General features: G+C 73.0%; 26 protein-coding genes. 18 read left to right on the top strand and 8 right to left on the bottom strand.

All coding sequences use genetic code 11. The annotated features are described in order from the left end of the window. The first annotated feature begins 3 nt into the window (after window positions 1–3). Together AB0K10_RS32420 and AB0K10_RS32415 are read left to right on the top strand one after the other, a co-directional pair. A complete protein-coding gene (locus AB0K10_RS32420; RefSeq protein WP_363689918.1) occupies window positions 4–402 on the top strand; it encodes an NUDIX domain-containing protein in 399 nt (132 codons plus the stop codon). 98 nt (window positions 403–500) lie between these two features. Continuing rightward, complete coding sequence (locus AB0K10_RS32415; RefSeq protein ID WP_363689916.1) at window positions 501–1,145, top strand: DUF2267 domain-containing protein; 645 nt, start codon at window positions 501–503, stop codon at window positions 1,143–1,145. A gap of 129 nt (window positions 1,146–1,274) precedes the next feature. Here the strand turns inward: AB0K10_RS32415 and AB0K10_RS32410 are convergent, their stop codons facing one another. Both AB0K10_RS32410 and AB0K10_RS32405 read right to left on the bottom strand, forming a co-directional pair. Next, entirely contained in the window at window positions 1,275–2,576 is a 1,302-nt protein-coding gene (locus AB0K10_RS32410; RefSeq protein ID WP_363689914.1) for a hypothetical protein, read from the bottom strand. 50 nt (window positions 2,577–2,626) lie between these two features. Then, complete coding sequence (locus AB0K10_RS32405) at window positions 2,627–3,142, bottom strand: NUDIX domain-containing protein (protein ID WP_363689912.1); 516 nt, start codon at window positions 3,140–3,142, stop codon at window positions 2,627–2,629. 64 nt (window positions 3,143–3,206) lie between these two features. On the opposite strand from AB0K10_RS32405, the gene AB0K10_RS32400 reads away from it, so the two are divergent. After that, complete coding sequence (locus AB0K10_RS32400; RefSeq protein WP_363689910.1) at window positions 3,207–3,698, top strand: type II toxin-antitoxin system PemK/MazF family toxin; 492 nt, start codon at window positions 3,207–3,209, stop codon at window positions 3,696–3,698. A gap of 23 nt (window positions 3,699–3,721) precedes the next feature. On the opposite strand, the gene AB0K10_RS32395 is transcribed toward AB0K10_RS32400, so the two are convergent. After that, window positions 3,722–4,372, bottom strand: a complete 651-nt coding sequence (locus AB0K10_RS32395) for an NAD(P)H-dependent oxidoreductase (RefSeq protein WP_363689908.1) — start codon at window positions 4,370–4,372, stop codon at window positions 3,722–3,724. Between the two features lie 118 nt (window positions 4,373–4,490). Here AB0K10_RS32395 and AB0K10_RS32390 point away from each other — a divergent pair, with 118 nt between their 5' ends. Both AB0K10_RS32390 and rox read left to right on the top strand, forming a co-directional pair. Continuing rightward, window positions 4,491–5,498 carry a phosphotransferase gene (locus tag AB0K10_RS32390; protein ID WP_363689906.1) on the top strand — a complete coding sequence of 336 codons (1,008 nt, stop codon included), beginning with the start codon at window positions 4,491–4,493 and terminating at the stop codon, window positions 5,496–5,498. A gap of 152 nt (window positions 5,499–5,650) precedes the next feature. Then, complete coding sequence (rox, locus tag AB0K10_RS32385; protein ID WP_363689904.1) at window positions 5,651–7,078, top strand: rifampin monooxygenase; 1,428 nt, start codon at window positions 5,651–5,653, stop codon at window positions 7,076–7,078. A 4-nt stretch (window positions 7,079–7,082) separates the two neighbouring features. Here rox and AB0K10_RS32380 read toward each other — a convergent pair whose 3' ends face one another. Further along, the gene (locus AB0K10_RS32380; RefSeq protein ID WP_363689902.1) at window positions 7,083–7,733 is read right to left on the bottom strand and encodes a GGDEF domain-containing protein; all 651 of its coding nucleotides are present in this window, start codon (window positions 7,731–7,733) and stop codon (window positions 7,083–7,085) included. A 266-nt stretch (window positions 7,734–7,999) separates the two neighbouring features. On the opposite strand from AB0K10_RS32380, the gene AB0K10_RS32375 reads away from it, so the two are divergent. From AB0K10_RS32375 to AB0K10_RS32365, 3 genes are all read left to right on the top strand, one after another. Then, on the top strand, window positions 8,000–8,239 hold the full coding sequence (locus AB0K10_RS32375) for a DUF397 domain-containing protein (protein ID WP_363689900.1): 240 nt from the start codon (window positions 8,000–8,002) through the stop codon (window positions 8,237–8,239). A gap of 138 nt (window positions 8,240–8,377) precedes the next feature. Further along, window positions 8,378–9,265 (top strand): helix-turn-helix transcriptional regulator, encoded by an 888-nt coding sequence (locus AB0K10_RS32370; RefSeq protein ID WP_363689898.1) that lies wholly within the window; start codon window positions 8,378–8,380, stop codon window positions 9,263–9,265. An 84-nt stretch (window positions 9,266–9,349) separates the two neighbouring features. Then, window positions 9,350–10,192, top strand: a complete 843-nt coding sequence (locus AB0K10_RS32365) for an SAM-dependent methyltransferase (protein ID WP_363689896.1) — start codon at window positions 9,350–9,352, stop codon at window positions 10,190–10,192. Between the two features lie 14 nt (window positions 10,193–10,206). Here the strand turns inward: AB0K10_RS32365 and AB0K10_RS32360 are convergent, their stop codons facing one another. Continuing rightward, window positions 10,207–10,608: a helix-turn-helix domain-containing protein gene (locus AB0K10_RS32360; RefSeq protein ID WP_363689894.1), complete on the bottom strand. Its 402-nt coding sequence runs from the start codon at window positions 10,606–10,608 to the stop codon at window positions 10,207–10,209. Between the two features lie 77 nt (window positions 10,609–10,685). Here AB0K10_RS32360 and AB0K10_RS32355 point away from each other — a divergent pair, with 77 nt between their 5' ends. The 6 genes from AB0K10_RS32355 to AB0K10_RS32330 all read left to right on the top strand — a co-directional run bounded on the left by AB0K10_RS32355 (window position 10,686) and on the right by AB0K10_RS32330 (window position 16,158). Next, complete coding sequence (locus tag AB0K10_RS32355) at window positions 10,686–11,618, top strand: NADP-dependent oxidoreductase (RefSeq protein ID WP_363689892.1); 933 nt, start codon at window positions 10,686–10,688, stop codon at window positions 11,616–11,618. Window positions 11,619–11,722: 104 nt separating this feature from the next. After that, window positions 11,723–12,766, top strand: coding sequence for a LacI family DNA-binding transcriptional regulator (locus AB0K10_RS32350; protein WP_363689890.1), 1,044 nt, complete (start codon window positions 11,723–11,725; stop codon window positions 12,764–12,766). 2 nt (window positions 12,767–12,768) lie between these two features. After that, window positions 12,769–12,972 carry a hypothetical protein gene (locus AB0K10_RS32345; protein WP_363689888.1) on the top strand — a complete coding sequence of 68 codons (204 nt, stop codon included), beginning with the start codon at window positions 12,769–12,771 and terminating at the stop codon, window positions 12,970–12,972. Between the two features lie 88 nt (window positions 12,973–13,060). Then, window positions 13,061–14,527 (top strand): serine/threonine-protein kinase, encoded by a 1,467-nt coding sequence (locus tag AB0K10_RS32340; protein ID WP_363689886.1) that lies wholly within the window; start codon window positions 13,061–13,063, stop codon window positions 14,525–14,527. Between the two features lie 49 nt (window positions 14,528–14,576). Next, a complete protein-coding gene (locus tag AB0K10_RS32335) occupies window positions 14,577–15,452 on the top strand; it encodes an alpha/beta hydrolase (RefSeq protein WP_363689884.1) in 876 nt (291 codons plus the stop codon). Window positions 15,453–15,519: 67 nt separating this feature from the next. Beyond that, a complete protein-coding gene (locus AB0K10_RS32330) occupies window positions 15,520–16,158 on the top strand; it encodes a histidine phosphatase family protein (RefSeq protein ID WP_363689882.1) in 639 nt (212 codons plus the stop codon). 19 nt (window positions 16,159–16,177) lie between these two features. Here AB0K10_RS32330 and AB0K10_RS32325 read toward each other — a convergent pair whose 3' ends face one another. The 3 genes from AB0K10_RS32325 to AB0K10_RS32315 form a co-directional block, all read right to left on the bottom strand. Then, window positions 16,178–16,675: a DinB family protein gene (locus AB0K10_RS32325; protein WP_363689881.1), complete on the bottom strand. Its 498-nt coding sequence runs from the start codon at window positions 16,673–16,675 to the stop codon at window positions 16,178–16,180. Between the two features lie 48 nt (window positions 16,676–16,723). Continuing rightward, on the bottom strand, window positions 16,724–17,164 hold the full coding sequence (locus tag AB0K10_RS32320) for a VOC family protein (protein WP_363689880.1): 441 nt from the start codon (window positions 17,162–17,164) through the stop codon (window positions 16,724–16,726). Between the two features lie 78 nt (window positions 17,165–17,242). Then, window positions 17,243–17,923, bottom strand: a complete 681-nt coding sequence (locus AB0K10_RS32315; RefSeq protein WP_363689966.1) for a carbon-nitrogen hydrolase family protein — start codon at window positions 17,921–17,923, stop codon at window positions 17,243–17,245. 100 nt (window positions 17,924–18,023) lie between these two features. On the opposite strand from AB0K10_RS32315, the gene AB0K10_RS32310 reads away from it, so the two are divergent. The 4 genes from AB0K10_RS32310 to AB0K10_RS32295 all read left to right on the top strand — a co-directional run bounded on the left by AB0K10_RS32310 (window position 18,024) and on the right by AB0K10_RS32295 (window position 21,776). Beyond that, entirely contained in the window at window positions 18,024–18,821 is a 798-nt protein-coding gene (locus AB0K10_RS32310) for a DedA family protein (protein WP_363689879.1), read from the top strand. A gap of 18 nt (window positions 18,822–18,839) precedes the next feature. Next, on the top strand, window positions 18,840–20,012 hold the full coding sequence (locus AB0K10_RS32305; protein WP_363689878.1) for a histidine kinase: 1,173 nt from the start codon (window positions 18,840–18,842) through the stop codon (window positions 20,010–20,012). Further along, window positions 20,003–20,653, top strand: a complete 651-nt coding sequence (locus AB0K10_RS32300; protein WP_363689876.1) for a response regulator transcription factor — start codon at window positions 20,003–20,005, stop codon at window positions 20,651–20,653. Before AB0K10_RS32305 ends, AB0K10_RS32300 begins: the two co-directional genes overlap by 10 nt. Window positions 20,654–21,191: 538 nt before the next feature. Beyond that, window positions 21,192–21,776 carry a hypothetical protein gene (locus AB0K10_RS32295; RefSeq protein WP_363689874.1) on the top strand — a complete coding sequence of 195 codons (585 nt, stop codon included), beginning with the start codon at window positions 21,192–21,194 and terminating at the stop codon, window positions 21,774–21,776. Window positions 21,777–22,075 lie beyond the last annotated feature (299 nt).

The following is a 22,075-nucleotide window of genomic DNA, read 5'->3' as shown; positions in this document are numbered from 1 at the left end:
GGCGTGCGCGAGATCGACAAGGTGGCCTGGATCCTCATCGAGGACGGGCGGGTGCTGAGCACCCGGTCACAGGGCAAGGACGTGTGGTACCTGCCCGGCGGCAAGCGCGAGCCGGGGGAGAGCGACCTGGAGACGCTGCGCCGGGAGATCGACGAGGAGTTGAGCGTCGAGGTGGACGTGCGGGATGCGGTGCACCTGGGCACGTTCAGCGCGCAGGCGCACGGACACGCGACCGGGATCACCGTGCGGATGACCTGCTACCGCGCCGGCTACCGGGGGCGGTTGCGGCCGGCCAGCGAGATCGCCGAGATGGCCTGGCTCGGGTACGCCGAACGGCACCGGACCTCCCCGGTCGACCAGCTCATCTTCGACCACCTGCGGGACGCGGACCTGCTGCGCTGAGGGATGTTCCGTCCCGTGGTGCCGATGGCCGTGCTGGTGGCTGGGCTGCCGTGCTGGCCGCGTCGTTTGGCGTCGGCGGCCCGGGGTAAGCGCGCGGCGTGACCGACAGCGCGGGCGGCGACGGGTTTCCGCACTTCATCGACGCGGTGTCCCGACGGTCCGGCCTACCGACCGAGCAGGCCGCCGCTCTCGCCCGCGCGGTGCTCCAGACGATGGCCGACCGAGTAACCGGTGGCCCGCCGGACGATCTCACCGAACACCTTCCGGACGAGGTCGACGGCTACCTGGACGGCGCGGCGCCGAACCCGCCCGCGAGCCCGGCGGGCCTGCCTGCGGGTGTGGCGGGTTGGCCTGCGGACCCGGTTGGGCTGCCTGCGGACCCGGTTGGGCTGCCCGGGGACCTGGCTGGCCTGCCTGCGGAGCTGGCTGGCTCGTCCTCGGACCCGGTTCCCGATCCGGTCACCGGCGTCGACGGGCTCGACACCGGTGTGGGCCTCGAGATCGGTGGGCCTGCCGCGACGACGCCGGGGGACGCCGGGTCGGCGGAGTTCCTGCGCCGGGTGGGCCAGCGCGCCGGGGTGGACCAGGCAACGGCACGGGCCGGCACCGGAGCGGTCTTCGCGACCCTGCGGGAGGCGGTGACCGTACGGGAGTTCCGGGAGATGGTCGCGCGACTGCCCCGCGACGACCATGGCGGCGCCTCGACCGGTTCGCCCACCCTGCCCGACCCGTTCACACCCTGACCCGCGCCCACGCCGCCGTCCGCGCTCCAGGCCACCAAGGTCCACTCGCCTTCCTGGAAATGGGGGCATCCCGAAACGCGGATACCCCGATTTCCAGGAACCGGAGTTGATCAAGCCTGCGACGGGCAACTAGGCGTCGGCGTCGGGCAGGTCCTCCGGCTCGGCGACCCACGCGGAGAAGACCGGCACCCCGTGCCACGGTGCGGTGGCGCCGTCGGCTCTGGTGTCGGTCGCGACGGCCACCACGGCGTACGGGTGGCCGAAGCGCAACTCGGCCGTGCGGGCGACACCCTCCGGCGGCAGGCTGACCGTGCCGAACATGCCTGTCACCGCCGCCGCCTCGAAGCCGTACCGGCCGTACCTGGCCATCGCCACCTGCCGCGCCTCGAAGCCCTGCACCGGCTGGGCGAGCGCCGTGGCCAGCGCCGCCGTGGCCGCCGGGAAGCCCAGCGACTCGGCGGTCAGGTCGTGCTCGCTGCGGGCCGACCAGCAGGGGAGCACCGCGCTGTGCCGTTCCTCGCGGCCGTCACGGGCGCGGGTCCGGACCCGCTCCTCCCGCAGCGTCCACAGCGCGGTCTCGCCCAGCGGCAGGTCGAACAGCGAGCGCCGTCCGGCCGGTCGCGCGCCGTCGGCCGCGCCGGCGCTGAGGTCGTACGCGGCGGCCAGCACATCGGCCGGCGGGACGTGCGGTGCGGCGGCCACCGAGAGCACCACCAGTCCCGCGCCGTCGGTCGCCTGGGCCGGTGCGGCGTGCACGATCACGTCGCCGGCCCGTGCGGTCGTGACGATCGCGCCCTGGTGCCCGTGGCTCGGGCTGCGCAGTGCTCGCCGTAGGTCGCGCGCCCATGCGCTGGCGGGGCCCAGCGCGCGGGCGTCGGTGACCTCGAACGGCTGCGCCCAGGAGATCCGGGTCGCGAGGGCACTGGCGAGGGCGAACACGACGTCCGGGTGGACCTTCAGGGGAAACGTCTCGATCAGGCCGTCGGTGTGCTCGCGTGCCCACGCGTCCAACCCGGCCTGGTCGGGGAGCGTCCCGACCTCGGTCGCCGTGGGCAGCGCGGCCCGCCAACCGGCCGGCTCGCCGGTGAGGTGGCCCGACCGGAGCCAGAGCGCGGTGGCCGAAGCGACAAGCGGATGCGGCGCGTCGAGCAGCGTGCGGGCAACCGCCGCCGCGCGGGCCAGGTCCGTGCCCAGCGCGTCCGCCAGTCCACCGGTCGGCGGTTCCGGCCCGGTCGCGGCCGCCAGGACGGTGGCCGCCGTGGGGTCGATCGCCGGTTCCGGTCCGGTCGCCGGGTCGGCGTCGGCCGTCGCCGCGCTGAGGGCGAGCAGCAGCCAGGCACCGAGCGGGGAGGCGACGTGGTGCCGGTCCCCGATCGTGGCGTGCAGCCGCTCGGCGTACGCGGCCAGCGGCCCGTGCAGGTCGGTCGTCATGCCCCCACTCTGCCCGCCGCGCTCCGCTCCGGCATCCTCGCCGCCGCGACTCAGGACCACAGCTCGAACGGCTCGTCGATCTCCTCGCCGGCCAGGAAGGGCGTGACCAGCCGGGGGAGCTGCCCGGGGTAGAACCGTTGCCGGCTGGCCACCATCTCCGCCAGCGGCCACCAGCGGAAGCCGAAGTAGTCCTCGCGCTCGTAGTCGAGCCGGTCCGCCTCGTCGACGTCCGGGCCCGGCCCGGTCAGCCGTACGGCGACGATCACCTCGTCCTGGACGTGGCGCAGTTGGCGGTGCAGGAAACTGGCCCGGCGTCGCCAGGTCGGCGCGCCCACCTCGTCGACGGTGACCACGATGCCGGTCTCCTCGCGCAGCTCCCGCACGGCCGTGTCGCGGTACGTCTCACCGGGGTCCATGCCGCCGCCGGGCAGCTCCCACCACGTGCCCAGCCGCGGATGGTCCGGGTCGCGGGTGTGGAACAGCAGCACCCGGTCGGTGTCGTCGAGGACCACCACGCGCACCGCGCGCCGCTCAAGGATCGGCAGGTCGTCGGGTAGTTCGTCCATCGGGCCAGTCTGCCGCAGTGCGCCGACTCCGGCGGTCCGCGCCAGGGCCGGTAGGCTGCCCGCCGTGGCTGGTCTGTTGAGGAACGTGGCGCAACGCATCTCCCGGGTGGGCGCGGTCATCCCGTCGTCCCGGCGTACCGGGCCGGCCCCCGCGCGGGTGGCTCGTCCCCGTCAGGTGAGCGCGTTGCAGCGTCGGGAGCTGACCTACGCGCCCGAGCGGGACGGCCAGGCCGATCCCGGCGAGATCGTCTGGACCTGGGTGCCGTACGAGGATGACCCCCGCCAGGGCAAGGACCGCCCGGTGCTGGTGGTCGGGCGGCACAGCCGGACGTTGTTCGGGCTGATGCTGTCCAGCCAGAGCGAGCGGGACGGGCAGCGGCACTGGTTCGCGCTCGGCCCCGGCGAGTGGGATCGCGACAATCGGCCGAGCTGGGTCCGACTGGACCGCGTGCTCACCATGCGCGAGGACAGCATCCGCCGCGAGGGCGCCGTGCTGGACCGGCCCCGGTTCGACCGGGTCGGGCAGGCGCTGCGCGCCAACTACGGCTGGCGCTGACCGTACCCCTGTGAAGCCGACGGTCAGGCCGGTTCGCGGCTCGGGCCGACCGCGGCGCTGCGCGCGTCCGGCGGGGGGTACGGCTGCTCGGCCAGCAATCGGGCCAGGTGCGCGCAGTTGAGCGCCAGTGCCTTCGTGGTGCGGCCGGTGGTGTCCGGCTTGGGGCCGACGTCGCGGTAGTCCACCGTGTGCAGCGCCTCGCCGACCCAGTAGGTGGCAGCGGCGGCGGGGCAGGTGAAACCGACCTCGTTGAGCGCCTGCTGCACCTGACCGATGGTGTGGTGGGCGCCGTCCTCGTTGCCGACGACCGCGACACCGGCCACCTTGCCGTAGGTCAGGAGTCGGCCCTCGGCGTCGGTCTCGGAGAGTTCGGCGTCGAGGCGTTCGAGGACCATCTTGCAGACGCTCGCCGGCTGTCCGAGCCAGATCGGTGTGGCGATGATGAGCACCTGGGCCGCCAGCAGCTTGGCGCGGATCATAGGCCATCCGTCGCCGTGTCCCTCGTCGATCGACACGCCGAAGCGAACGTCGTGGTCGACGACCCGGACCAGTTCGCCGTCCACCCCCTGCGCGGCCAGCTCGGCCAGCACCTCCCGGCCGAGCTGTTCCGAGCTGGACGGGGCCGGCGACGGTTTCAGGGTGCAGTTGAGTACGAGCGCGCGGATGCTCGCCATGTCTGTTCCTTCCGGCCGTCGGGCAGAGCGCTGATCTGCCCCCTCATACCCGGGCACCGGCCCGAATCACGCCAACAAAGGAGGCGACACATCCCGGGGCCGGTGGCAGGGTGCACGCATGATGGCCGACGTGTCGCGTCAGGTGGTCGCGTGGGTCCGTGCGGACTTCGGTATCGACCTCACCGCTCTGGACGAGGTGAGCCACGGTACGGGCCGGTACGCCAGGCTGTGGCGGGCCCGGACACCCGACGGCGCCCGGTATGCGGTCAAGCTCAGCGGTGGCGGCACCTCGGCCGGCCCGATCGTGACCGCGCACCTGGCGGCGCGGGGCGTGCCGGGTATCGCGGCGCCGCTGCGTACCCGCGACGGGCGTCTGTTCCCTGAGCGCGACGGGCGCCGGCTCGCCGTGGTGCCGTGGGTCTCCGACCAGCGGGCACTCGACGGCCCGATGACCGAGGCGCACTGGCGTGCTTACGGCGAGATGTTGGCAGCCGTGCACGCGGTACCGGTGACCGACGAGCTGGCGCGTACGCTGCCGGCCGGCGGTGAGGCGTACCCCTCGATCGTGGCCGCGACCCGCGACATGGCCGGGCGGCTTCGCGACCGGATCGAGTCCGGCGATCCGTTGGTCGCCGAGTTGGCGGCCACCTGGGCCTCGGTCGCCGACCGGGTGTCCACTGTGCTCCGGGGTGTCGAACGGCTGGCCGCCGGCCGGTCGGGCCCGGCGGTGATCTGCCACGGCGACCCCCACCTGGGCAATCTGCTGCTCGGCCCGGACGGCCAGGTCTGGTTGGTCGACTGGGACGACGCGGTGCTCGCCCCGCCCGAGTGCGACCTGATGTTCGTCGTGGGCGGCGTGCTCGCCTTTGCGCCGATCACCCCCGCGCAGGAGAGGAACGTGCGCGCCGGGTACGGCGCTCCCGACATCGACGCGGCTCGGCTGGCCTGGTTCCTCGCCGTTCGTGCGCTCGACGACCTCAGCGACTGGACCCGCCAGGCGCTGGATCGCGCCAGCAGCCCCGACGATCGCGCGACGGCGGCCCGGATCGTGCGGGGCCTCGTGTCGCCGGTCGGCCTGGTCACCCTCGCCGACGCGGCGCTGCGCGACCTCGACCGGCGGCCCTGAGCGGGAAACCCCGGAGGAGAAACAGAAAGGGCAAGGAGATCGCACTCCCTGCCACCTCTAACGTATATCGCACCGGGGGTCTTGCGGCAAGACCCCTGTGGTGCCGCAGAATCTCCACCCGAAGCCCGCAATGGGGAAAATCGGGGGATTTCATGATCGACGTGATCATTGCCGGCGGTGGACCGACCGGTCTTCTGCTGGCCAGCGAGTTGCGGCTGCACGGCGTGCACGCCATCGTCCTGGAGAAGGACACCGAGCCGACCCGCTACGTCCGTTCGCTCGGCCTGCACGCGCGCAGCATCGAGGTGATGGACCAGCGTGGTCTGCTGGAGCGTTTCCTCGCTCTGGGCACGCGGCATCCGCTCGGTGGTTACTTCGCCGCGATTCCCAAGCCGCCGCCGGGCGGTCTCGACACCGCGCACGCGTACGTCCTCGGTATCCCGCAGACCGTCACCGACCGCCTGCTGGCCGAACACGCCGTCGAGGTCGGCGTCGAGATCCGGCGCGGCCGCGAACTGGTCGGACTGAGCCAGGACGACGACGGGGTCACGGCGGAGTTGGCCGACGGCACGCGGCTGCGCTCCCGATATCTCGTCGGCTGCGACGGCGGTCGGAGCACGGTGCGTCGGCTGCTCGGCGTCGGCTTTCCCGGCGAGCCCAGCCGGGTCGATTCGCTGCTGGGCGAGATGGAGGTAGGCGTGCCCGCGCAGACGGTGACCGACGTGGTGGCCGAGGTGCGCAGGACCCATCTGCGGTTCGGCCTGGGGCCGCTCGGGGACGGCGTCTACCGGGTCCTCGTTCCCGCCGACGGGGTGGCCGAGGATCGCTCGGTCCCGCCGACCATCGAGGAGTTCCAACACCAACTGCGGGCGTACGCGGGCACCGACTTCGGCGTGCACTCGCCGCGCTGGCTCTCCCGTTTCGGTGACGCCACCCGGTTGGTCGAGCGCTACCGGGTCGGTCGGGTGCTGCTGGCCGGCGACGCCGCGCACATCCACCCACCGACCGGCGGTCAGGGGCTCAACCTCGGCATCCAGGACGCCGCCAACCTCGGCTGGAAACTGGCCGCCGAGGTCAACGGCTGGGCGCCCGAAGGGCTGCTGGACAGCTACCACACCGAGCGGCACCCGGTGGCTGCCGACGTGCTCGTCAACACCCGCGCGCAGATGTTCCTGCTGTCGCCCGAGCCGGGGCCGCAGGCGGTACGCCAGCTGCTGGCGGAGCTGATGGACTTCGAGGACGTCAACAGGTACCTGATCGAGAAGGTCACCGCGCTCGGGGTCCGCTACGACTTCGGCGCGGGCCACGAGCTGCTCGGCCGGCACCTGCGGGACGTGCGGCTCAGGCGGGGGCGCCTCTACGAGTTGCAGCGCGCCGGTCGTGGGATGCTGCTCGACCAGACCGGTCGGCTCTCGGTCGCCGGCTGGGCCGACCGGGTCGACCACGTCGTCGACGTCGGCGACGGGCTGGACGTACCCGCCGTGCTGCTGCGGCCGGACGGCCACGTGGCGTGGGCCGGTGACGATCAGGCCGAGCTGGAGGACCATCTGCCCCGGTGGTTCGGCGCACCCGCCACCTGAGCGGTCACCGCTCCGCGAGTCGGGTGCTGTCGACGAGTTCGCGGGGGGCACGTGGGCCGGAGAGGCTCTTCGCCTGGTACATGGCCGCGTCGGCGCGGCTGAGCGCGTCGGTGAGCTGGGCCGGGCCGGTCACCGGGGAGAGCCCGACCGAGGCGGTGACCCGGACGCTGCACCCACTGAGCCGGATGGGCGCGGCGACGGTCTCGCTGAGGCGTCGGGTGGCGTGCTCGATCCAGCGTCGGTCGACGGTCGGACTGGCGAGCAGACCCGCGAACTCGTCGCCGCCGAGGCGGGCCACGAGGTTGTCGCCGGCGAAACCGGCCAGGCGTTCGGCCACGCTGATCAGCACCTGGTCGCCGGCGGCGTGCCCGTACCTGTCGTTGATCTGCTTGAAGTCGTCGAGGTCGAGCACGATGGCGATCAGCGGCTGGCCGTCGGCGTTGGTGAGCAGGGCGGCCGCGAGGCGGTAGAAGGCGCGGCGGTTGGGCAGCCCGGTGAGTGGGTCGTGGCTGGCGGCGTGCCGCTCGGCGGCCAGCTCGGCCTGGAGGTGCCCGATCTCGGCCTCGGCCTGCAGGGCCCGTCGGCGCATCTGCCAGGAGGAGAGGAGCGCTCCCGCCGCACAGAGGCCGGAGGCGACGCTCATCGGATCCGGCACGAGACCTCCCATCGCCGCGACCGCCTCCCGCCGTCGGTCTGCGCGGCGCGGTGCCGCGTCGGGCCAGTTTTCCCTGGTGGTTGCCCCCGTCGGGGTAACGCAAAGTGAACGGATAAGCACCGATCACGTGCGTTATCATGCTCGCCGTCCGGTGCAGATGCAATAGCAGATGCACGTGCATAACCGTCCGATGTCGATACCGCACCCTCGCCGTCACCGCTCCTCCCACGGGCACCGGCGGGCTCGTGAGCAGAAAGACGCCTCTCATGCAACAGCCACCCAATGGCGTTCCGATTCCTCAGTTGCCCACGCTGACCTGGCAGAAGAGCCGCCGCAGCAACCCGAGCGGCAACTGCGTCGAACTCGCCGAACTGCCCGGGGGCGCCGGCATCGCCGTTCGCAACTCGCGCCATCCCGAGGGGCCCGCACTGATCTACACAGTGGACGAGATCGCGGCCTTCGTGCTCGGCGCGCGCGACGGCGACTTCGATCACCTGATCAACTGACCGGCTGCCGGAGGTCGTCCCGGCGACGGGACTGAATCGCCGGTCCGGAGGAGTTCACCTCACTGTCGGTCCATGGCATGCTTACACGTCGGCCGGGCTGGGTGCCCGACCGCGTGGTCGGTATCCGGAGGTCCGCACGTGACGATGGTTCCCGCCGAGGGCGGCCCGACAACCGGGCCCACCGTGCTGCGCATGCTGCTCGGCGCCCAACTGCGCCGCCTGCGGGAGTCCAGCGGGGTGACCCGGGAGGGCGCCGGGTGGGAAATCCGCTCCTCCGAGTCGAAGATCAGTCGGATGGAGCTGGGACGGGTCGGCTTCAAAGAGCGCGACGTGTCCGATCTGCTCACCCTCTACGGCGTCAGTGACGAGGGGGAGCGCGAGGCGCTGCTGAAGCTCGCCCGGGACGCCAACAGCCCCGGCTGGTGGCACCGCTACGGCGACGTGCTGCCCAGCTGGTTCCAGTCGTACCTGGGCCTGGAGGCCGCGGCCGCGCTGATCCGCAGCTACGAGGTGCAGTTCGTCCCCGGCCTTCTACAGACCCGGGAGTACGCTCGCGCGGTCGTGCTCCTCGGTCACGGCGGGGCCGGCGCCGACGAGATCGATCGCCGGGTGGCGTTGCGGATGCAGCGCCAGCAACTGCTCCACCGGGACAACCCGCCGCAGCTCTGGGCCGTGGTGGACGAGGCGGCGCTGCGCCGTCCGATCGGCGGCGCCGAGGTCATGCGCGGCCAACTCACCGCGTTGATCGAGGCGACCAAGTCGCCAGGCATCCGGCTCCAGGTCATCCCGTTCGCCGCAGGTGGCCACGCGGCCGCCGGTGGCGCCTTCACCATCCTGCGCTTCGGCGACCAGGAGCTGCCCGACATCGTCTACATCGAACAGCTCACCAGCGCGATCTACCTCGACAAACGCGACGACCTCGACTACTACGCCGTGGCCATGGAGCGGCTGTGTGTCGAGGCCGAGCCGCCGGAGCGTACGCAGGAGATCCTCGGTCGGCTGCTGGACGAGGTCTATCCGCAGTGACCCCCGTCGGGGCGACGGTCACACCCGCGGTGGCATTAGCATGGTCGGCGACTGGCCACAGTGGACCGACGCGTGGAGGCGACAGTGACCACCGATGCCCGCGACACGGCCGGCGATGCGCCGAGTGACCGGATCGACACCTCGGTGGCACACCCCGCCCGCCGCTACAACTACTGGCTCGGCGGCAAGGACAACTTCCAGGCCGACCGGGAGTCCGGCGACGCGATAGCGGCCTCCTTTCCGACCATCCGGACCGCCGCTCTGGAGAACCGCCGGTTCCTGCGGCGGGCGGTGGGCTTTCTGGCCCGCGAGACCGGCATCCGGCAGTTCCTCGACATCGGCACCGGCATCCCGACGGCCGACAACACGCACGAGGTCGCGCAGGGCGTCGCACCCGAGTCCCGGGTGGTCTACGTCGACAATGACCCGATCGTGCTCGCGCACGCCCGCGCGCTGTTGAGCAGCACTCCCGAGGGCGTCACCGCGTACATCGACGCCGACCTGCGCGACCCGGAGCGGATCCTGCGCCATCCGGAGCTGCGGCGCACCATCGACCTGTCGCAGCCCGTCGGGCTGATGCTGGTGGCGGTGCTGCACTTCGTGCCGGACGACGACGACCCGTACGCCTTGGTGCGGCGGCTGCTCGACGCGCTTCCGGCCGGCAGTTACCTGGCCGCGTCGCACGCCACACACGAATACCTGCCGCCCGCGATCGCCGAGGAGGCCAGGGCGGCGGCCAGGGGTGGCGGCCCACACGGCCTGATCAACCTGCGTACGCGCGCCGAGTTCACCCGCTTCTTCTCGGGGCTGGACGTGGTCGAGCCGGGCATCACGTCGGTCGCCGAGTGGCGGGCCGAGAGCGAGCCGCAGCCGCGGCCGTCGGTGGTCGAGGTGAGCATGTACGGCGGCGTCGCCCGCCTGCCCTGAGCAGCCGGCCCGGGTCAGGCGCCCGAGGCGTCGTACCGGTCGCGGGCGGAGTGCACCTCGCCGATGTGCGTCTCGGCCCACGCCTTGATGGCGCGCTGCACCGGCAGCAGGCTCTCGCCCAGCGGCGTCAGCCGGTAGTCGACCCGAGCGGGCACGCTCGCGGTCACCGACCGGCTGACCAGGCCGTCGCGTTCCAGCTTGCGCAGCGTCTGGGTGAGCATCTTCTGACTGGCCCCGGCGACGGTGCGCGCCAGTTCGCTGTGCCGAAGCGGTCCGTCGGCAAGCGCGCTCACCACGAGCGTCAGCCACTTGTCGCTGAGGGTCGCCAGCAGTTCGTGCCCCGGGCACTCGGCCAGGAAGGCGTTGTACCGGCGGCGTTCCCGCTCGCGGCGCTCGTCGGCGGTCATGGTGGCCATCGTGAACCTCCCGGGTGCCCAGGGCACCCGAAGGTGCCTCCTTCCCGCCGCAGACTAGCGCTCCTAGCGTCGGCGGTATGAGAGCTGTGATCGTCCGCCGGTTCGGCGGCCCCGAGGTCCTGGAGATCGCCGACCTGCCCGTGCCGGAGCCGGGAGTCGGACAACTGCGGGTGCGCGTCGCCGCTGCCGCCGTCAACCGGATCGACCTGTCCACCCGCAGCGGCGCGTTGAGTGCGGCGGGTCTGCTGCCACCGCTGCCCGTCGTGGCGCTGGGCTGGGACGTCGCTGGGGAGGTGGACGCGGTCGGGCCGGGCGTGCGGCGGTTCGCGGTGGGCGAGAAGGTGATCGGACTGCGGGACCTGCTCTCCGCGCCGGGCGCCCAGGCCGAGTGGGTCGTGCTGGACGAGGACGCGGTCGCTCCCGCGCCGCGTACCGTCGCCCCGGAACTGGCGGCGACGTTGCCGCTGATCGGTCTGACCGCGGCCCGGTCGTTGGCCCTCACCGGTCTGGGCGTCGGGGGCACGTTGCTTGTCACCGGCGCGGCTGGCGGGGTGGGCGGTCTGCTGCTCGAACTGGCGGCGATGCGCGGCATCCGGACCGTCGCGGTGGCCGATCCCCGGGACGAAGAGCTGGTACGGGGGTGGGGAGCGGACTGGTTCGTGGCGCGTACCGACCGGCTCGGCGCGGCGGTGCGCGCGGTGGTCCCGGGCGGCGTGGACGCGGTGGTCGACGCGGCGGTTGTCGGGGTCGGCGCGCACGAGGCGCTGCGGGGCGGGGGCACCTTCGTCGCGCTGGTCGCGCCGTTCGCTCCGCCGCCGCTGCGGGCCACCCGGGTCGTCGTGCAGGAGGTCTGCGCCGACGGCGCACGACTGGCCGAGCTGTCCGCCCTGGTCGACGGTGGCCAGCTCAGTCTGCGTCTGGCCGACCGGCTCCCACTGACCGAGGTGGCGGCGGCACACGAGCGCCTGGCTGCCGGGGGCCTGCGCGGTCGCCTCGTGCTGGTGCCCTGACCGGGTCGGCGTATTGACCGTCGCGAACTCGTCGGGTTAGTCTCTGTATCGATCCAGTCTGAATCGATACAGAGAGGTGCCGGGTGAAGCCAACACTGCAAGCCGTGGCGGACGCCGTCGGCGTCTCCCGCAGCACCGTGTCCAACGCCTACAGCCGCCCCGACCAGCTCTCGGCGGCACTGCGCGAGCGGATCCTCGACGCCGCCCGCCAACTCGGCTACCCGGGGCCCAACCCCACCGCCCGATCGCTGCGCCGCGGCTTCGTCGGCTCGATCGGGGTCCTGTTCACGTCGCAGCTGTCGTACGCCTTCACCGACCCCTTCGCGGTCCGCTTCCTCACCGGGGTGAGCGCCGCCGCCGAGCGGCACGGCACCAGCATGTTGCTGGTGCCGCTGCCGCCGGGACAGACCGACGCCCGCCAGGCGGTGGAGAACGCCGCCGTCGACGGCTTCTGCGTCTACTGCGTGGCCGACGAGGAGTGGGCGTTGGACGTGATCCGCGCCCGCGGACTGCCGTACGTCAGCACGGCTGCCCGCGACGACGCCGGCGCGGACGAGCGGTACGTCGGCATCGACGAGCGCGCGGCGGCCCGCGGCGTCGCCGCGCACGTGGCCGGTCTCGGGCACCGCCGGGTGGCCCTGCTCGCCGACTCCGTGCTGCCCGACGCGCCGGCCGGCCCACTCACCCTCGCCGGGGTGCACGAGGTGTGGCACCCCACCACCCGTGGTCGGCTCACCGGCTTCGCCGACGCGTTCCGCGAGGTCGGCGTCGGCTGGGCGGATCTGATGGTGGTGAACGCGCTCGGCAACAGCCGCCAGGCCGCGGGCGCCGCCGTCGCCGGGCTGTTCGACGGGCACGCACCGCCGACCGCCGTGCTGGCCGGCTCCGACGTGCTCGCCCTCGGCGTTCTCGACGCGCTGGCCCAGCGAGCGGACGGCACCCGCCCGCCGGTCTCGGTGACCGGCTTCGACGACGTCCCCGAGGCCGCCGCCGCCGGCCTCACCACCGTCCGGCAACCGGCCGAGGACAAGGGCCGGATCGCCGCCGAACTGCTGCTCGACCCGCCCGCGGACGCCGCGGCCGGTCATGTGCTGCTACCCACCGCACTCGTCGTCCGGGCCTCCACCGGACCTGTCCCGAGGAGTTGACCATGGAATTCCCGACCGGCTACGTCACCGCTCTCGACGCCATGCACCGCCACGTCACCTCGGCCCGACCGGACGCCCCCGTCCAGGTCGAGCGCGCCCGCCGGCCGCTGCTCGCCCCCACCCGGCAGGTGACCGCCGTCGCCCTGCGCCGGCTCGCCGACCGCATCCAGCCCCGACCGTTGCCCACGGTGACCCGCTGCTCCTGACCCCATTTCGGTACGCACGGGACGAACAGCACCGTGCCGGGCACGCAGGGTGGTCGACTGGCCACTCGCCAGGCAGACTGGTGAGGCCATGTCACCCTTCGCGCCCACCCTCCGCCTCCACGACCGCTACGTGCTGCACGAGCGGATCGGTCTCGGTGGCATGTCCGAGGTGTGGCGGGCCGACGACGAGGTGCTCGGGCGGCCGGTCGCGATCAAGGTGCTCGCCGGGCAACTCGCCGCCGACCCGCAACTGCGGGCGACCATCCAGCGCGAGGCCCGCGCGGCCGCCCGGCTGACCCATCCACACGTCACCCAGGTGTACGACTACGCCGAGGCGACCCTGGCCGGCGGCGTCGTCGTCCCGTACCTGGTGATGGAGCTGGTCGAGGGGCACAACCTGGCCGACCGGCTGCGTGGCGGCCCACTGCCCTGGCCGGAGGCGGTCCGCGTGGCCGGGCACATCGCCGCCGCGCTGGCCGCCGCGCACCGCATCGGCGTGGTGCACCGCGACGTCAAGCCCGGCAACGTCATGCTGACCGACACCGGCGCCAAGGTCCTCGACTTCGGCATCGCCGCGCTCGGCGGCCTCGACAGCCAGTCCGGCGAGCCGCTGATGGGCACTCCCGCGTACTTCGCCCCCGAGCGCCTCGCCGCCGGCCCGCCCGACCCGGCCAGCGATGTGTACGCCCTCGGCGCGCTGCTCTACCGCACGCTCACCGGCCAGGCGCCCCTGCCCGTGCAGAGCTGGGAGGACGCGCTGGAGGTGCACCGGCGGGGCACCCCGGTGCCGCCGCTGCGGGTGGACGGCCTGCCCGCCGACATCGCCGAGCTGACCCTCGCCTGCCTCGCCGCCGACCCGGCCCGCCGGCCGAGCGCCGCGCAGCTGGCCCGCCGCTTCGGCGCCGGCCAACCCGTCGAGCCGCCCACCGAGCTGCTGCGCATCCTGCCGCCGGCCTCGGCGGCCCACCCGCCGACCCTTATCGACCGCTCAGCCGCCGCCCGCCCGACGCCGGTCGTGGCCCCGCCGGCCCGCCGCCGCTCGCGCCGGCCCCTCGCCCTTCTCGTGGCGGCCGGTCTCGCTGTGCTGGTCGGCCTCGGCGCGCTGCTCAGCCAGGGTCACGGCACTCCCGACACCTCCGGCTCCGCGCCGACCGCCGCCCCGCCGTCGGCCGCTGCCCCGGTGCCCGCGCCCATCACCCGGTCACCGAAGCCGACGGCGTCGGCCTCCACGTCTCCGCCGGCCACCAACGGCCCCGTCCCCTCGGCAGTCGGCCAGCAGGTGCCAGTCAGCTTCCGCCAGGTGAGCGACCAGTTCGGCGAGGTGCTCGCCGCGGCCGTGGCCCGCGACGACATCGACCGGAGGACAGCCGAGGACCTTCGCGACGAGCTCGCCGACGTGAACCGGCGCTCCAAGGACCGCAACCGGCGCATCGCCGACCTGCGGGACACCATCGCCGAGTTGGTGGACCGTGGCCGGTTGCCACGGCAGACGGGCGCCCAACTCGACGCCCTGCTCAGCCACGCCGGTGAGCTGTCCACCGACCGCGCCGACTGAGCGCATGGCGCGCTCGCCCACGGGCCACCGTCGGTCGTAGTCTCACCGGATGACGACACCGCAGACGCACACCCTCGCCCTACCCGGCGTCGATCTCGTCTATGACGTTCGCGGACCGCTGCCCCCCTCCGACGGGCATCGGGTGCTGCTCATGATCGCCCAACCGATGACGGCGGAAGGCTTCCACGCGCTCGCCACACACGTCGCGGACCGCACAGTCGTCACCTACGACCCGCGCGGCCTCGGGCGCAGCACCCGCACCGACGGCCGGTCCGACAACACACCCCAGCAGCAGGCGGCCGACCTGCACCTGCTCATCGACGCGCTCGGCGCCGGCCCGGTAGACATCTTCGCCAGCAGCGGCGGCGCGGTGACGGCCCTCGAACTCGTCGCCACCCACCCCGATGACGTCGCCACGCTTGTGGCCCACGAACCGCCGATCAACGCGGTGCTCCCCGATGCCGCGGCCGCCGAGCGCGCGCGGGCCGGCTTCTACGAGGCGTACGAGGCGAACGGCTTCGGGGCCGGCATGGCCGCGTTCATCGCGATGACGTCCTGGCAGGGCGAGTTCACCGACGCCTACTTCGCCCAGCCCGCGCCCGACCCGGCGTCCTTCGGCATGCCGACCGAGGACGACGGCGGCCGCGACGACCCGCTGCTGTCGAAGAACTCCTGGGCGGTCACCGACTACCGCCCCGACGCGAGCGTGCTCACCGCGGCGTCGACCCGGATCGTGATCGCGGTCGGGGAGGAGTCGACGGGCACGTACACCGCGCGTACGGCCCTCGGCACGGCGGCGCTGCTCGGCCAGGAGGCCGTGGTGTTCCCGAGTCACCACGGCGGCTTCCTCGGTGGCGAATACGGTTACGCGGGCAAGCCCGAGGAGTTCGCCGCACGGCTGCGCGAGGTGCTGGACGCCGACTGATCGCGATCTTCGCCACCGGCCGTACGGACGGTGATCCATCCGCCCGCGTCGCTGGCATGATGGGCCGATGCGAACACGGCTGATCTTCGTGCGGCACGGCGAGTCGGTCCACCAGGTCGACGGGGTCGTGGGTGGCCCGCACGGCTGCCGCGGCCTGACCGCGCTCGGCCACGACCAGGCACAGCGGCTGGCCCGGCGGCTCGTGGACGACTACGCCGCCGAGCCGCCGGCCGCGGTGTACTCGTCGGTGCTGCGCCGCACCGTCGAGACCGCGCAGCCCATCGCCTCGGCGTTCGGCATCCGCCCCCTCGCGGACTGCGGTCTGTGCACCTGGCACACCCCGCCGTACGCCGACGGGCTGCCGGTCGCCCGTTTCCGGACGGAACACGCGGTGGCCGGTGGGGGCGTGTTCCGGCCGTTCGAGGACGGCAACGAGAGCTGGGCCGAACTGGTGGTACGCGTCAGCCGCGCGATCATGGAGATCGCGCACCGGCACCGGGGCGAAACAGTGGTCCTGGTCGGCCACAGCGAGACCGTCGAGGGCGCCTTCCACGCCCTCGCCGCGCAGCCGATCTTCCGGGCGTTCGACCTGGACGTGCCGCCCGCCTCGATCACCGAATGGGTCACCGACCACGACACCGGCGGCTGGCCGCCGGCCCGCTGGACCCTGCGCCGCTTCGGGGACACCGGCCTGGCTGGAGCATGATCCGGTAACGCCGTGCGTGTCAGTCGCTCAGGATCTGCTCGCGAAGGATCTCCGCGTGCCCGCAGTGCTGGGCCAGCTCGCGCAGCACGTGCAGGTAGACCCAGCGCAGCGGCAACGGGCCACGCCGGTTGCCACGCAGCACGTCGTCGAGGCCCAGGGACGCCGTCGCGCGCCGGGACGCCTCGCACGCCTCCCGATGGGCCGACCGGATGCTGTCGATGGTGTCGCCGTCGTCGAGGATGAACGACTCGTCAGGCGTCGCCGGGAGGCCGATCTCGGTGCGCGACCGACACGTCACGGCCTCGTCGAACCACACCTTCTCGACGAACGTCGCGTGCTTCACCAGACCCAGCAGGGTCGTCCGCGACGGCACCAACGAGCGGCGTGCCTGCTCCTCGGTCAGCCCGTCCAGGCAGCCGTTGAGCGCTGCGCGGTGCTCGTCGATGAACGCCTCGAACTGTGCCTGGGCTGGCCGATCGACGACATCGGCGGCGAACGTCGGCGGGAAGACGGTCATGGACCGAAGCATCTCAAAGGCCCTCACCCACGAGCAACCACGGCACGCTCAGCCGAAAGACACGAGAGCGCCGCGCTCGTCGAAGACGGCCGTGCCCGCCCAGGCGATCTCCCAGCGGTTGCCCTCGGGATCGGCGATGTAACCCGAGCGCCCACCCCAGGGCCTGTCGGTCGGCTCCGCCACCACAGTCGCCCCCGCCTCGACGGCCGCGGCGAAGGCCGAGTCGACATCCGCGCGGCTGTCGACGTTGCAGGCCAGAGTCACACCGGACCAGCCGCCGGTCGGCTCGGGCACGCCGGGCGCCGCCTCGGCGGCCAACTCCGGCAGTGGAAAGAGGGCGAGGAGAACGCCACCGAGCAGGAACGCGGACCAGCTGTCGTCGCTCGTCGGCAGCTCCGGCCAGCCCAGGGATCGGTAGAACGACCGCAGCAGGCCCATGTCACGGGCGCCCAGGGTGACCACCGACAGTCGGGAAGGGATCGCGCTCATGCCCCGATTCTTCCGCAGTGGTACGACACTTGGGCGCTCCTCGGGGCCCGGGCGCGTCGGCCGTCGAGAGCGGTGCGCTCAGTGGATGGTCGTCGCGGTCACCTCGCCCGGCGCCGTGCCGACCCGGGCGGCCACGTCACCTCGCGGCGTCCAGATGGCCGACCGGCCCGCCGCCTCGGTGTAGCCGCCGCCGGTCGACCCGGCGAAACTCGCCACCGCCACCCAGACCCGGTGCGTCGTGGCAATCCGCTGTGCCCGCTCGTCCGGCACGGCGGCGTCGCGCGCCAACTCCAGCACCCCCGCCGCGTACACGTCGATGCCGAGCGCGGCGGTGCGCCGCGCGTGCGCGGCGACGCCGGTGTCCTTGCAGACCGCCAGGCCGATCCGCCAGCCATCCACATCGAGCACGCTCGGCGTGTCGCCCGGCCGGAACCGCTGCGCCTCCGCGCCGCCCAGCCACATCTTCCGGTACGCCACGGACACCCCGTCGCCGGTCACCGCCAGCACTCCGATGTGGTCACCGGCCACCGGCGCGCCGACCAGCGCCAGCGTGCCCGCCTCGGCGCAGGCTCGCACCAGCGGCCCCAACCGGCTGTCGTCCACCGCAACGACCGGACCATCGAACTCGTACCCCGTCAGTGACAGCTCCGGGAAGACCACCACCCGGGCGCGCGCCACGCGGACCGCGTCGGCGTGCGCCCGCGCATTCTCCGCGACATCCAGGGGTACGCACGGCGGCTGCGCCACGGCGAGCCGCAGCGGGGTGCGGTTTTCCGCACCCCCGCCGGTGGGGGCGACCCGCGGGGCCGGGCGGTCCGCCTCATGGTCGACTCTCAGGATCGGTTCGTAGCGTGGGGACATGATTCGAACGTCGCACGTCGCGCTCGCCACCGGAACCCCCGCCGCCGCGGCCGAACCGCCCCAGGGCGGAATCGTCGGCTACGTCAGCGATCTGGTGGAACGGCTCGGCGGGCCGGGCGCCGGTCTGGCGGTGGCGCTGGAGAACCTGTTCCCGCCGATCCCCAGCGAGGTCATCCTGCCGCTGGCCGGGTTCGTGGCCGCGCAGGGCCGGATGAGCCTGGTCGGCGCGATCTTCTGGACCACGCTGGGCTCGGTGCTGGGCGCGCTGGCGCTCTATCTGATCGGCGCGTCCCTGGGCCGGGAGCGGATGCGCGGCATCGTCGCCCGGCTGCCGCTGGTGAAGCTCAGCGACGTGGACCGGACCGAGGCGTGGTTCCTGCGGCACGGCGTGAAGGCGGTGTTCTTCGGCCGGATGATCCCGATCTTCCGCAGCCTGATCTCCATCCCGGCCGGGGTGGAGCGCATGCCGGTGCGGACCTTCCTGCTCTACACGACGCTTGGCAGCCTGATCTGGAACACCACCTTCGTGCTCGCCGGCTACCTGCTCGGCGACAACTGGCACCTCGTCGAGGGCTACGTCGGCACACTCCAGAACGTCGTGATCGTCGCCTGCGTCGCGGCCGTCGCCTGGTTCGTCGGGTCGCGGGTGCTGCGGGCCCGCCGCGCTGCGCGAAACCCCGAGTCCGCCGACCCCGCCGGTCCTCCCCGGCCGGGCGCGCAGGCATCGGGGATGCCCGACCCGGGCGGTCGGGGCACCCTCTACCGGGGCGGCTCCTGGGCCTCGGACGAGCGCTGACCGAGCGAGGGGAGCGGCATGGCAGGGGAGCGGCGCACCCGCCGGTGGTGGGCTCGGCTGCGGCTGCCGGTAGGCGTCGCCGCCGGGAGCGTGACGGCCGCCGTCGAGCTCGGCTTCCTGACCGCCGCGGCGGTCGCGCTCGCCGTGTCCGCGCTCGCGCCCGCGGCCAGCCGCCGGGTCACCGACCTGACCAGACGGTACGCGGGACAGCTCGTAGCCCTGGAACGTCGGCGCCTCGCCGGTCTGCTCCCCGGTCTGCACGCCGCCGGCGAACCGCTGCCGCCGCGCGAGGTGGCGACGCGGCGGCAGGTCGCTTACCTGGCCGCCCGGCTGCTGCCCGGCACGCTCGGCCTGCTGGCGTACGCCGTGCTGGGCATCGGGCTGGTGCTCGCCGGGATCGTGCTGCGCGCGGCGGTACGAGGTGAGTTGAGCCTCCTCGACGCGCTGTCCCAGGTCGCCGTCGGGGCGGTGCTGCTCCTGCTCAACATTCAGGCCCTCGCCAGCATCGCCGCGCTGGACGTCCGGCTGGCTCGGCGGCTGCTGCGTCCGGACAGCCGCGCGGAGCTGACCCGGCGGGTGCAGGAGCTGACCACCAGCCGGGCGGAGGTCATCGCGGCGGTCGACGCCGAACGGCAGCGCATCGAACGCGACCTGCACGACGGCCTCCAGCAGCGGCTGGTCGCCCTCGGCATGCTGCTCGGCCGAGCCCGTCGCTCCCGTGACAGCGACCGCGCCCAAGCCCTGGTCGCCCAGGCCCACGAGGACGTGCAGCGGGCCGTCGAGGAGTTGCGCGAGGTGGCGTGGCGGGTCTACCCGTCGGCGTTGGACGGCAGCGACCTGGGCGAGGTGCTGGCCATGGTCGCCCGCCGCGCCGAGGTGCCGGTGCGGATCCGCTGCGACCTGCCGCAGCGCCCCGAACGGCAGATCGAGACGGTGCTCTACTTCGTGGCCTGCGAGGCGCTCACCAACGCCGCGAAGCACGCCGCCGCTACCCTGGTCACGGTCGAGATCGGCGTACGGGAGGGGTGGGTCCGGATGCGCGTGCACGACGACGGTGTCGGCGGCGCGGACCTCAGCGGGCGCGGCCTGTCCGGGCTGGCCCGTCGGGTCGCCGCGCTGGACGGCCGACTGGGCGTGACGAGCCCGGCCGGCGGGCCGACCACCGTGCTGGCGGAGTTGCCGTGCGGCTAGTTCTCGCCGAAGACTCGACGCTGCTCCGGGAGGGCCTCACGCGACTGCTCACCGAGGAGGACCACGAGGTGGCCGCGGCGGTCGGCACCGCCGACGAACTCGTCGAGGCGGTCGGCAGGTCCCGTCCCGACGTGGTCGTCACCGACGTCCGGATGCCGCCCACCCACACCGATGACGGGTTGCGTGCCGCGCTGGAGATCCGCCGGCGCTGGCCCGACACGGGTGTCCTCGTGCTGTCCCAGTACGTCGAGCGGCGCTACGCCGCCCGGCTGCTGGCGGACCGTCCCGAAGGGGTCGGCTACCTGCTCAAGGACCGGGTCGCGCAGGTGGACGACTTCCTCGACGCCCTGGATCGGGTCGCCGCCAAGGGCACCGCGCTCGACCCGGAGGTGGTCCGTCAGGTGGTGGCCGGAGCGGATCGACCCGACCCGTTCGTCCGACTCACCCCGCGTGAACGGGACGTCCTGCACGAGATGGCCCAGGGCTACACGAACTCCGTTGTCGCCGAGCGGTTGCACATCTCGCAGAGCGCCGTGGAGAAGCACGTCAACGCCATCTTCGACAAGCTCGGCCTCGCCCACACGACCGGCCGCAGCCGCCGGATCCTCGCCGTCCTGCGCTACCTGGGCACCCTCTCCTAGGGCTCGGCGTCGGGGCGCGGGGTCGGCATGTCCGGTTGCTCGCATCATCCGGTATCGTCGGAGCTGGGGGAATCGTCACCTGTCGGCCGGTTGCCGCCTTCACGGGTGATACCCGCTGGACGTATTGTCGGGTTCCGGGCAGTTTGGATGTGACCTGGTGCATCCCCGGGCCGGAATCATGGCGGGCCGGGGACCGTTACATACCCTGACGATCGCAGGACCACGGGCCCCGCCCCCGTTCGTGAGGGTGGGAATGGCAGGCCCGACCGGGTCGTTGCAGACCCCCGAACGACCGTGGGCTCGCCGCCGGATACGGCTGCTGAGAGCCCGGGAATGACCCCGGACCGGCGGTCGTTACACACGGTCCCGGTGCCACGAGCTCTTCGCTCGCCGGCCCCTGGCGCCGCAAGCCTCGGCTCGCTGGCCGCCACCCCCCAAGACTTTCCCCCTGCATTGTGCAGCGCCGGACGAGGTGCTCACACCCCCGTCACCGCCCCCTGGTGATGCGGGTGTTCCTACCCCCGAAGGAGCTACCCCCATGAACACGATCTTCCGTAAGAGCATGCTGTCCGTTGCCGGTCTCGCGTTCGCCGGTGGTGTCTTCGCCGGCCCGATCGCCCATGTCGCCGCCCCGAGCACGGACGCCCGGCCGGTGGCCGTGGTGCAGGCCGACAAGCCCGACACCAGCAAGCTGATCCCGCACGGCACCCAGGGCGACCAGTCGCACATCGACCTGAACGACGAGCAGACCGGCAACGCCAAGGCGATCATCGCCGCCACGAAGAAGGCCGGCCTGCCCGAGCGCGCCGCGGTCATCTCGATCGCGACGAGCCTGCAGGAGTCGAAGCTCGAGAACCTGGGTCACCTCGGCGACATGAACGACCATGATTCGCTGGGTCTGTTCCAGCAGCGCCCGTCCAGTGGTTGGGGTACGCCGGAGCAGATCACCAACCCGGAGTACTCGACGACCGCGTTCCTCAAGGGCCTGCGTCAGGTTGACGGTTGGCAGGACATGCCGCTGACCGAGGCCGCGCAGACCGTGCAGGTGTCGGCGTACCCGGACGCGTACGCCCAGTGGGAGCAGCAGGCCGCCGACCTCGTCGGCCAGTACTGGAACAGCTGACCCACCGCACGATCCCGACCGATGGCCGGCATCCCGACCCCGGGGTGCCGGCCATCGGCATACCCACCCATCGCCCGGCCTGACCCCGGTCCGGCCCGGCCTGGCCCCTGCCCGGCCTGGCCCCTGCCCGGCGCGGCCCGGCGCGGCCCGGCCCGGCCCGATCGGAACGTCTCCGCTTGAGATCTTGGACAGTTTCCGTCAGGGCGGCGGGCTCAACTGGTGGTTGCAACACTCAGGAGCTGGGTCATCTTCTCACCTGGGGTGGCCCAGCCCAGGGTCATACGGGGGCGGTCGTTGAG

The organism is Micromonospora sp. NPDC049274 (genome assembly GCF_040678875.1).
Taxonomy (GTDB): Bacteria; Actinomycetota; Actinomycetes; order Mycobacteriales; family Micromonosporaceae; genus Micromonospora.
Note: the sequence above shows the minus strand (reverse complement) of the source record. Positions and strands in the feature narration are given on the sequence as shown.

Bases quoted from the DNA above. Each gene is read 5' to 3' on its own strand.
- AB0K10_RS32390 (WP_363689906.1), top strand. From the start codon at position 4,491: ATGATGGCCGACGTGTCGCGTCAGGTGGTCGCGTGGGTCCGTGCGGAC.
- AB0K10_RS32410 (WP_363689914.1), bottom strand. From the start codon at position 2,576: ATGACGACCGACCTGCACGGGCCGCTGGCCGCGTACGCCGAGCGGCTG.
- AB0K10_RS32325 (WP_363689881.1), bottom strand. From the start codon at position 16,675: ATGACCGTCTTCCCGCCGACGTTCGCCGCCGATGTCGTCGATCGGCCA.
- AB0K10_RS32355 (WP_363689892.1), top strand. From the start codon at position 10,686: ATGAGAGCTGTGATCGTCCGCCGGTTCGGCGGCCCCGAGGTCCTGGAG.
- AB0K10_RS32335 (WP_363689884.1), top strand. From the start codon at position 14,577: ATGACGACACCGCAGACGCACACCCTCGCCCTACCCGGCGTCGATCTC.
- AB0K10_RS32395 (WP_363689908.1), bottom strand. From the start codon at position 4,372: ATGGCGAGCATCCGCGCGCTCGTACTCAACTGCACCCTGAAACCGTCG.
- AB0K10_RS32345 (WP_363689888.1), top strand. From the start codon at position 12,769: ATGGAATTCCCGACCGGCTACGTCACCGCTCTCGACGCCATGCACCGC.
- AB0K10_RS32330 (WP_363689882.1), top strand. From the start codon at position 15,520: ATGCGAACACGGCTGATCTTCGTGCGGCACGGCGAGTCGGTCCACCAG.
- rox (WP_363689904.1), top strand. From the start codon at position 5,651: ATGATCGACGTGATCATTGCCGGCGGTGGACCGACCGGTCTTCTGCTG.
- AB0K10_RS32340 (WP_363689886.1), top strand. From the start codon at position 13,061: ATGTCACCCTTCGCGCCCACCCTCCGCCTCCACGACCGCTACGTGCTG.
- AB0K10_RS32360 (WP_363689894.1), bottom strand. From the start codon at position 10,608: ATGGCCACCATGACCGCCGACGAGCGCCGCGAGCGGGAACGCCGCCGG.
- AB0K10_RS32405 (WP_363689912.1), bottom strand. From the start codon at position 3,142: ATGGACGAACTACCCGACGACCTGCCGATCCTTGAGCGGCGCGCGGTG.
- AB0K10_RS32305 (WP_363689878.1), top strand. From the start codon at position 18,840: ATGGCAGGGGAGCGGCGCACCCGCCGGTGGTGGGCTCGGCTGCGGCTG.
- AB0K10_RS32320 (WP_363689880.1), bottom strand. From the start codon at position 17,164: ATGAGCGCGATCCCTTCCCGACTGTCGGTGGTCACCCTGGGCGCCCGT.
- AB0K10_RS32375 (WP_363689900.1), top strand. From the start codon at position 8,000: ATGCAACAGCCACCCAATGGCGTTCCGATTCCTCAGTTGCCCACGCTG.
- AB0K10_RS32310 (WP_363689879.1), top strand. From the start codon at position 18,024: ATGATTCGAACGTCGCACGTCGCGCTCGCCACCGGAACCCCCGCCGCC.
- AB0K10_RS32295 (WP_363689874.1), top strand. From the start codon at position 21,192: ATGAACACGATCTTCCGTAAGAGCATGCTGTCCGTTGCCGGTCTCGCG.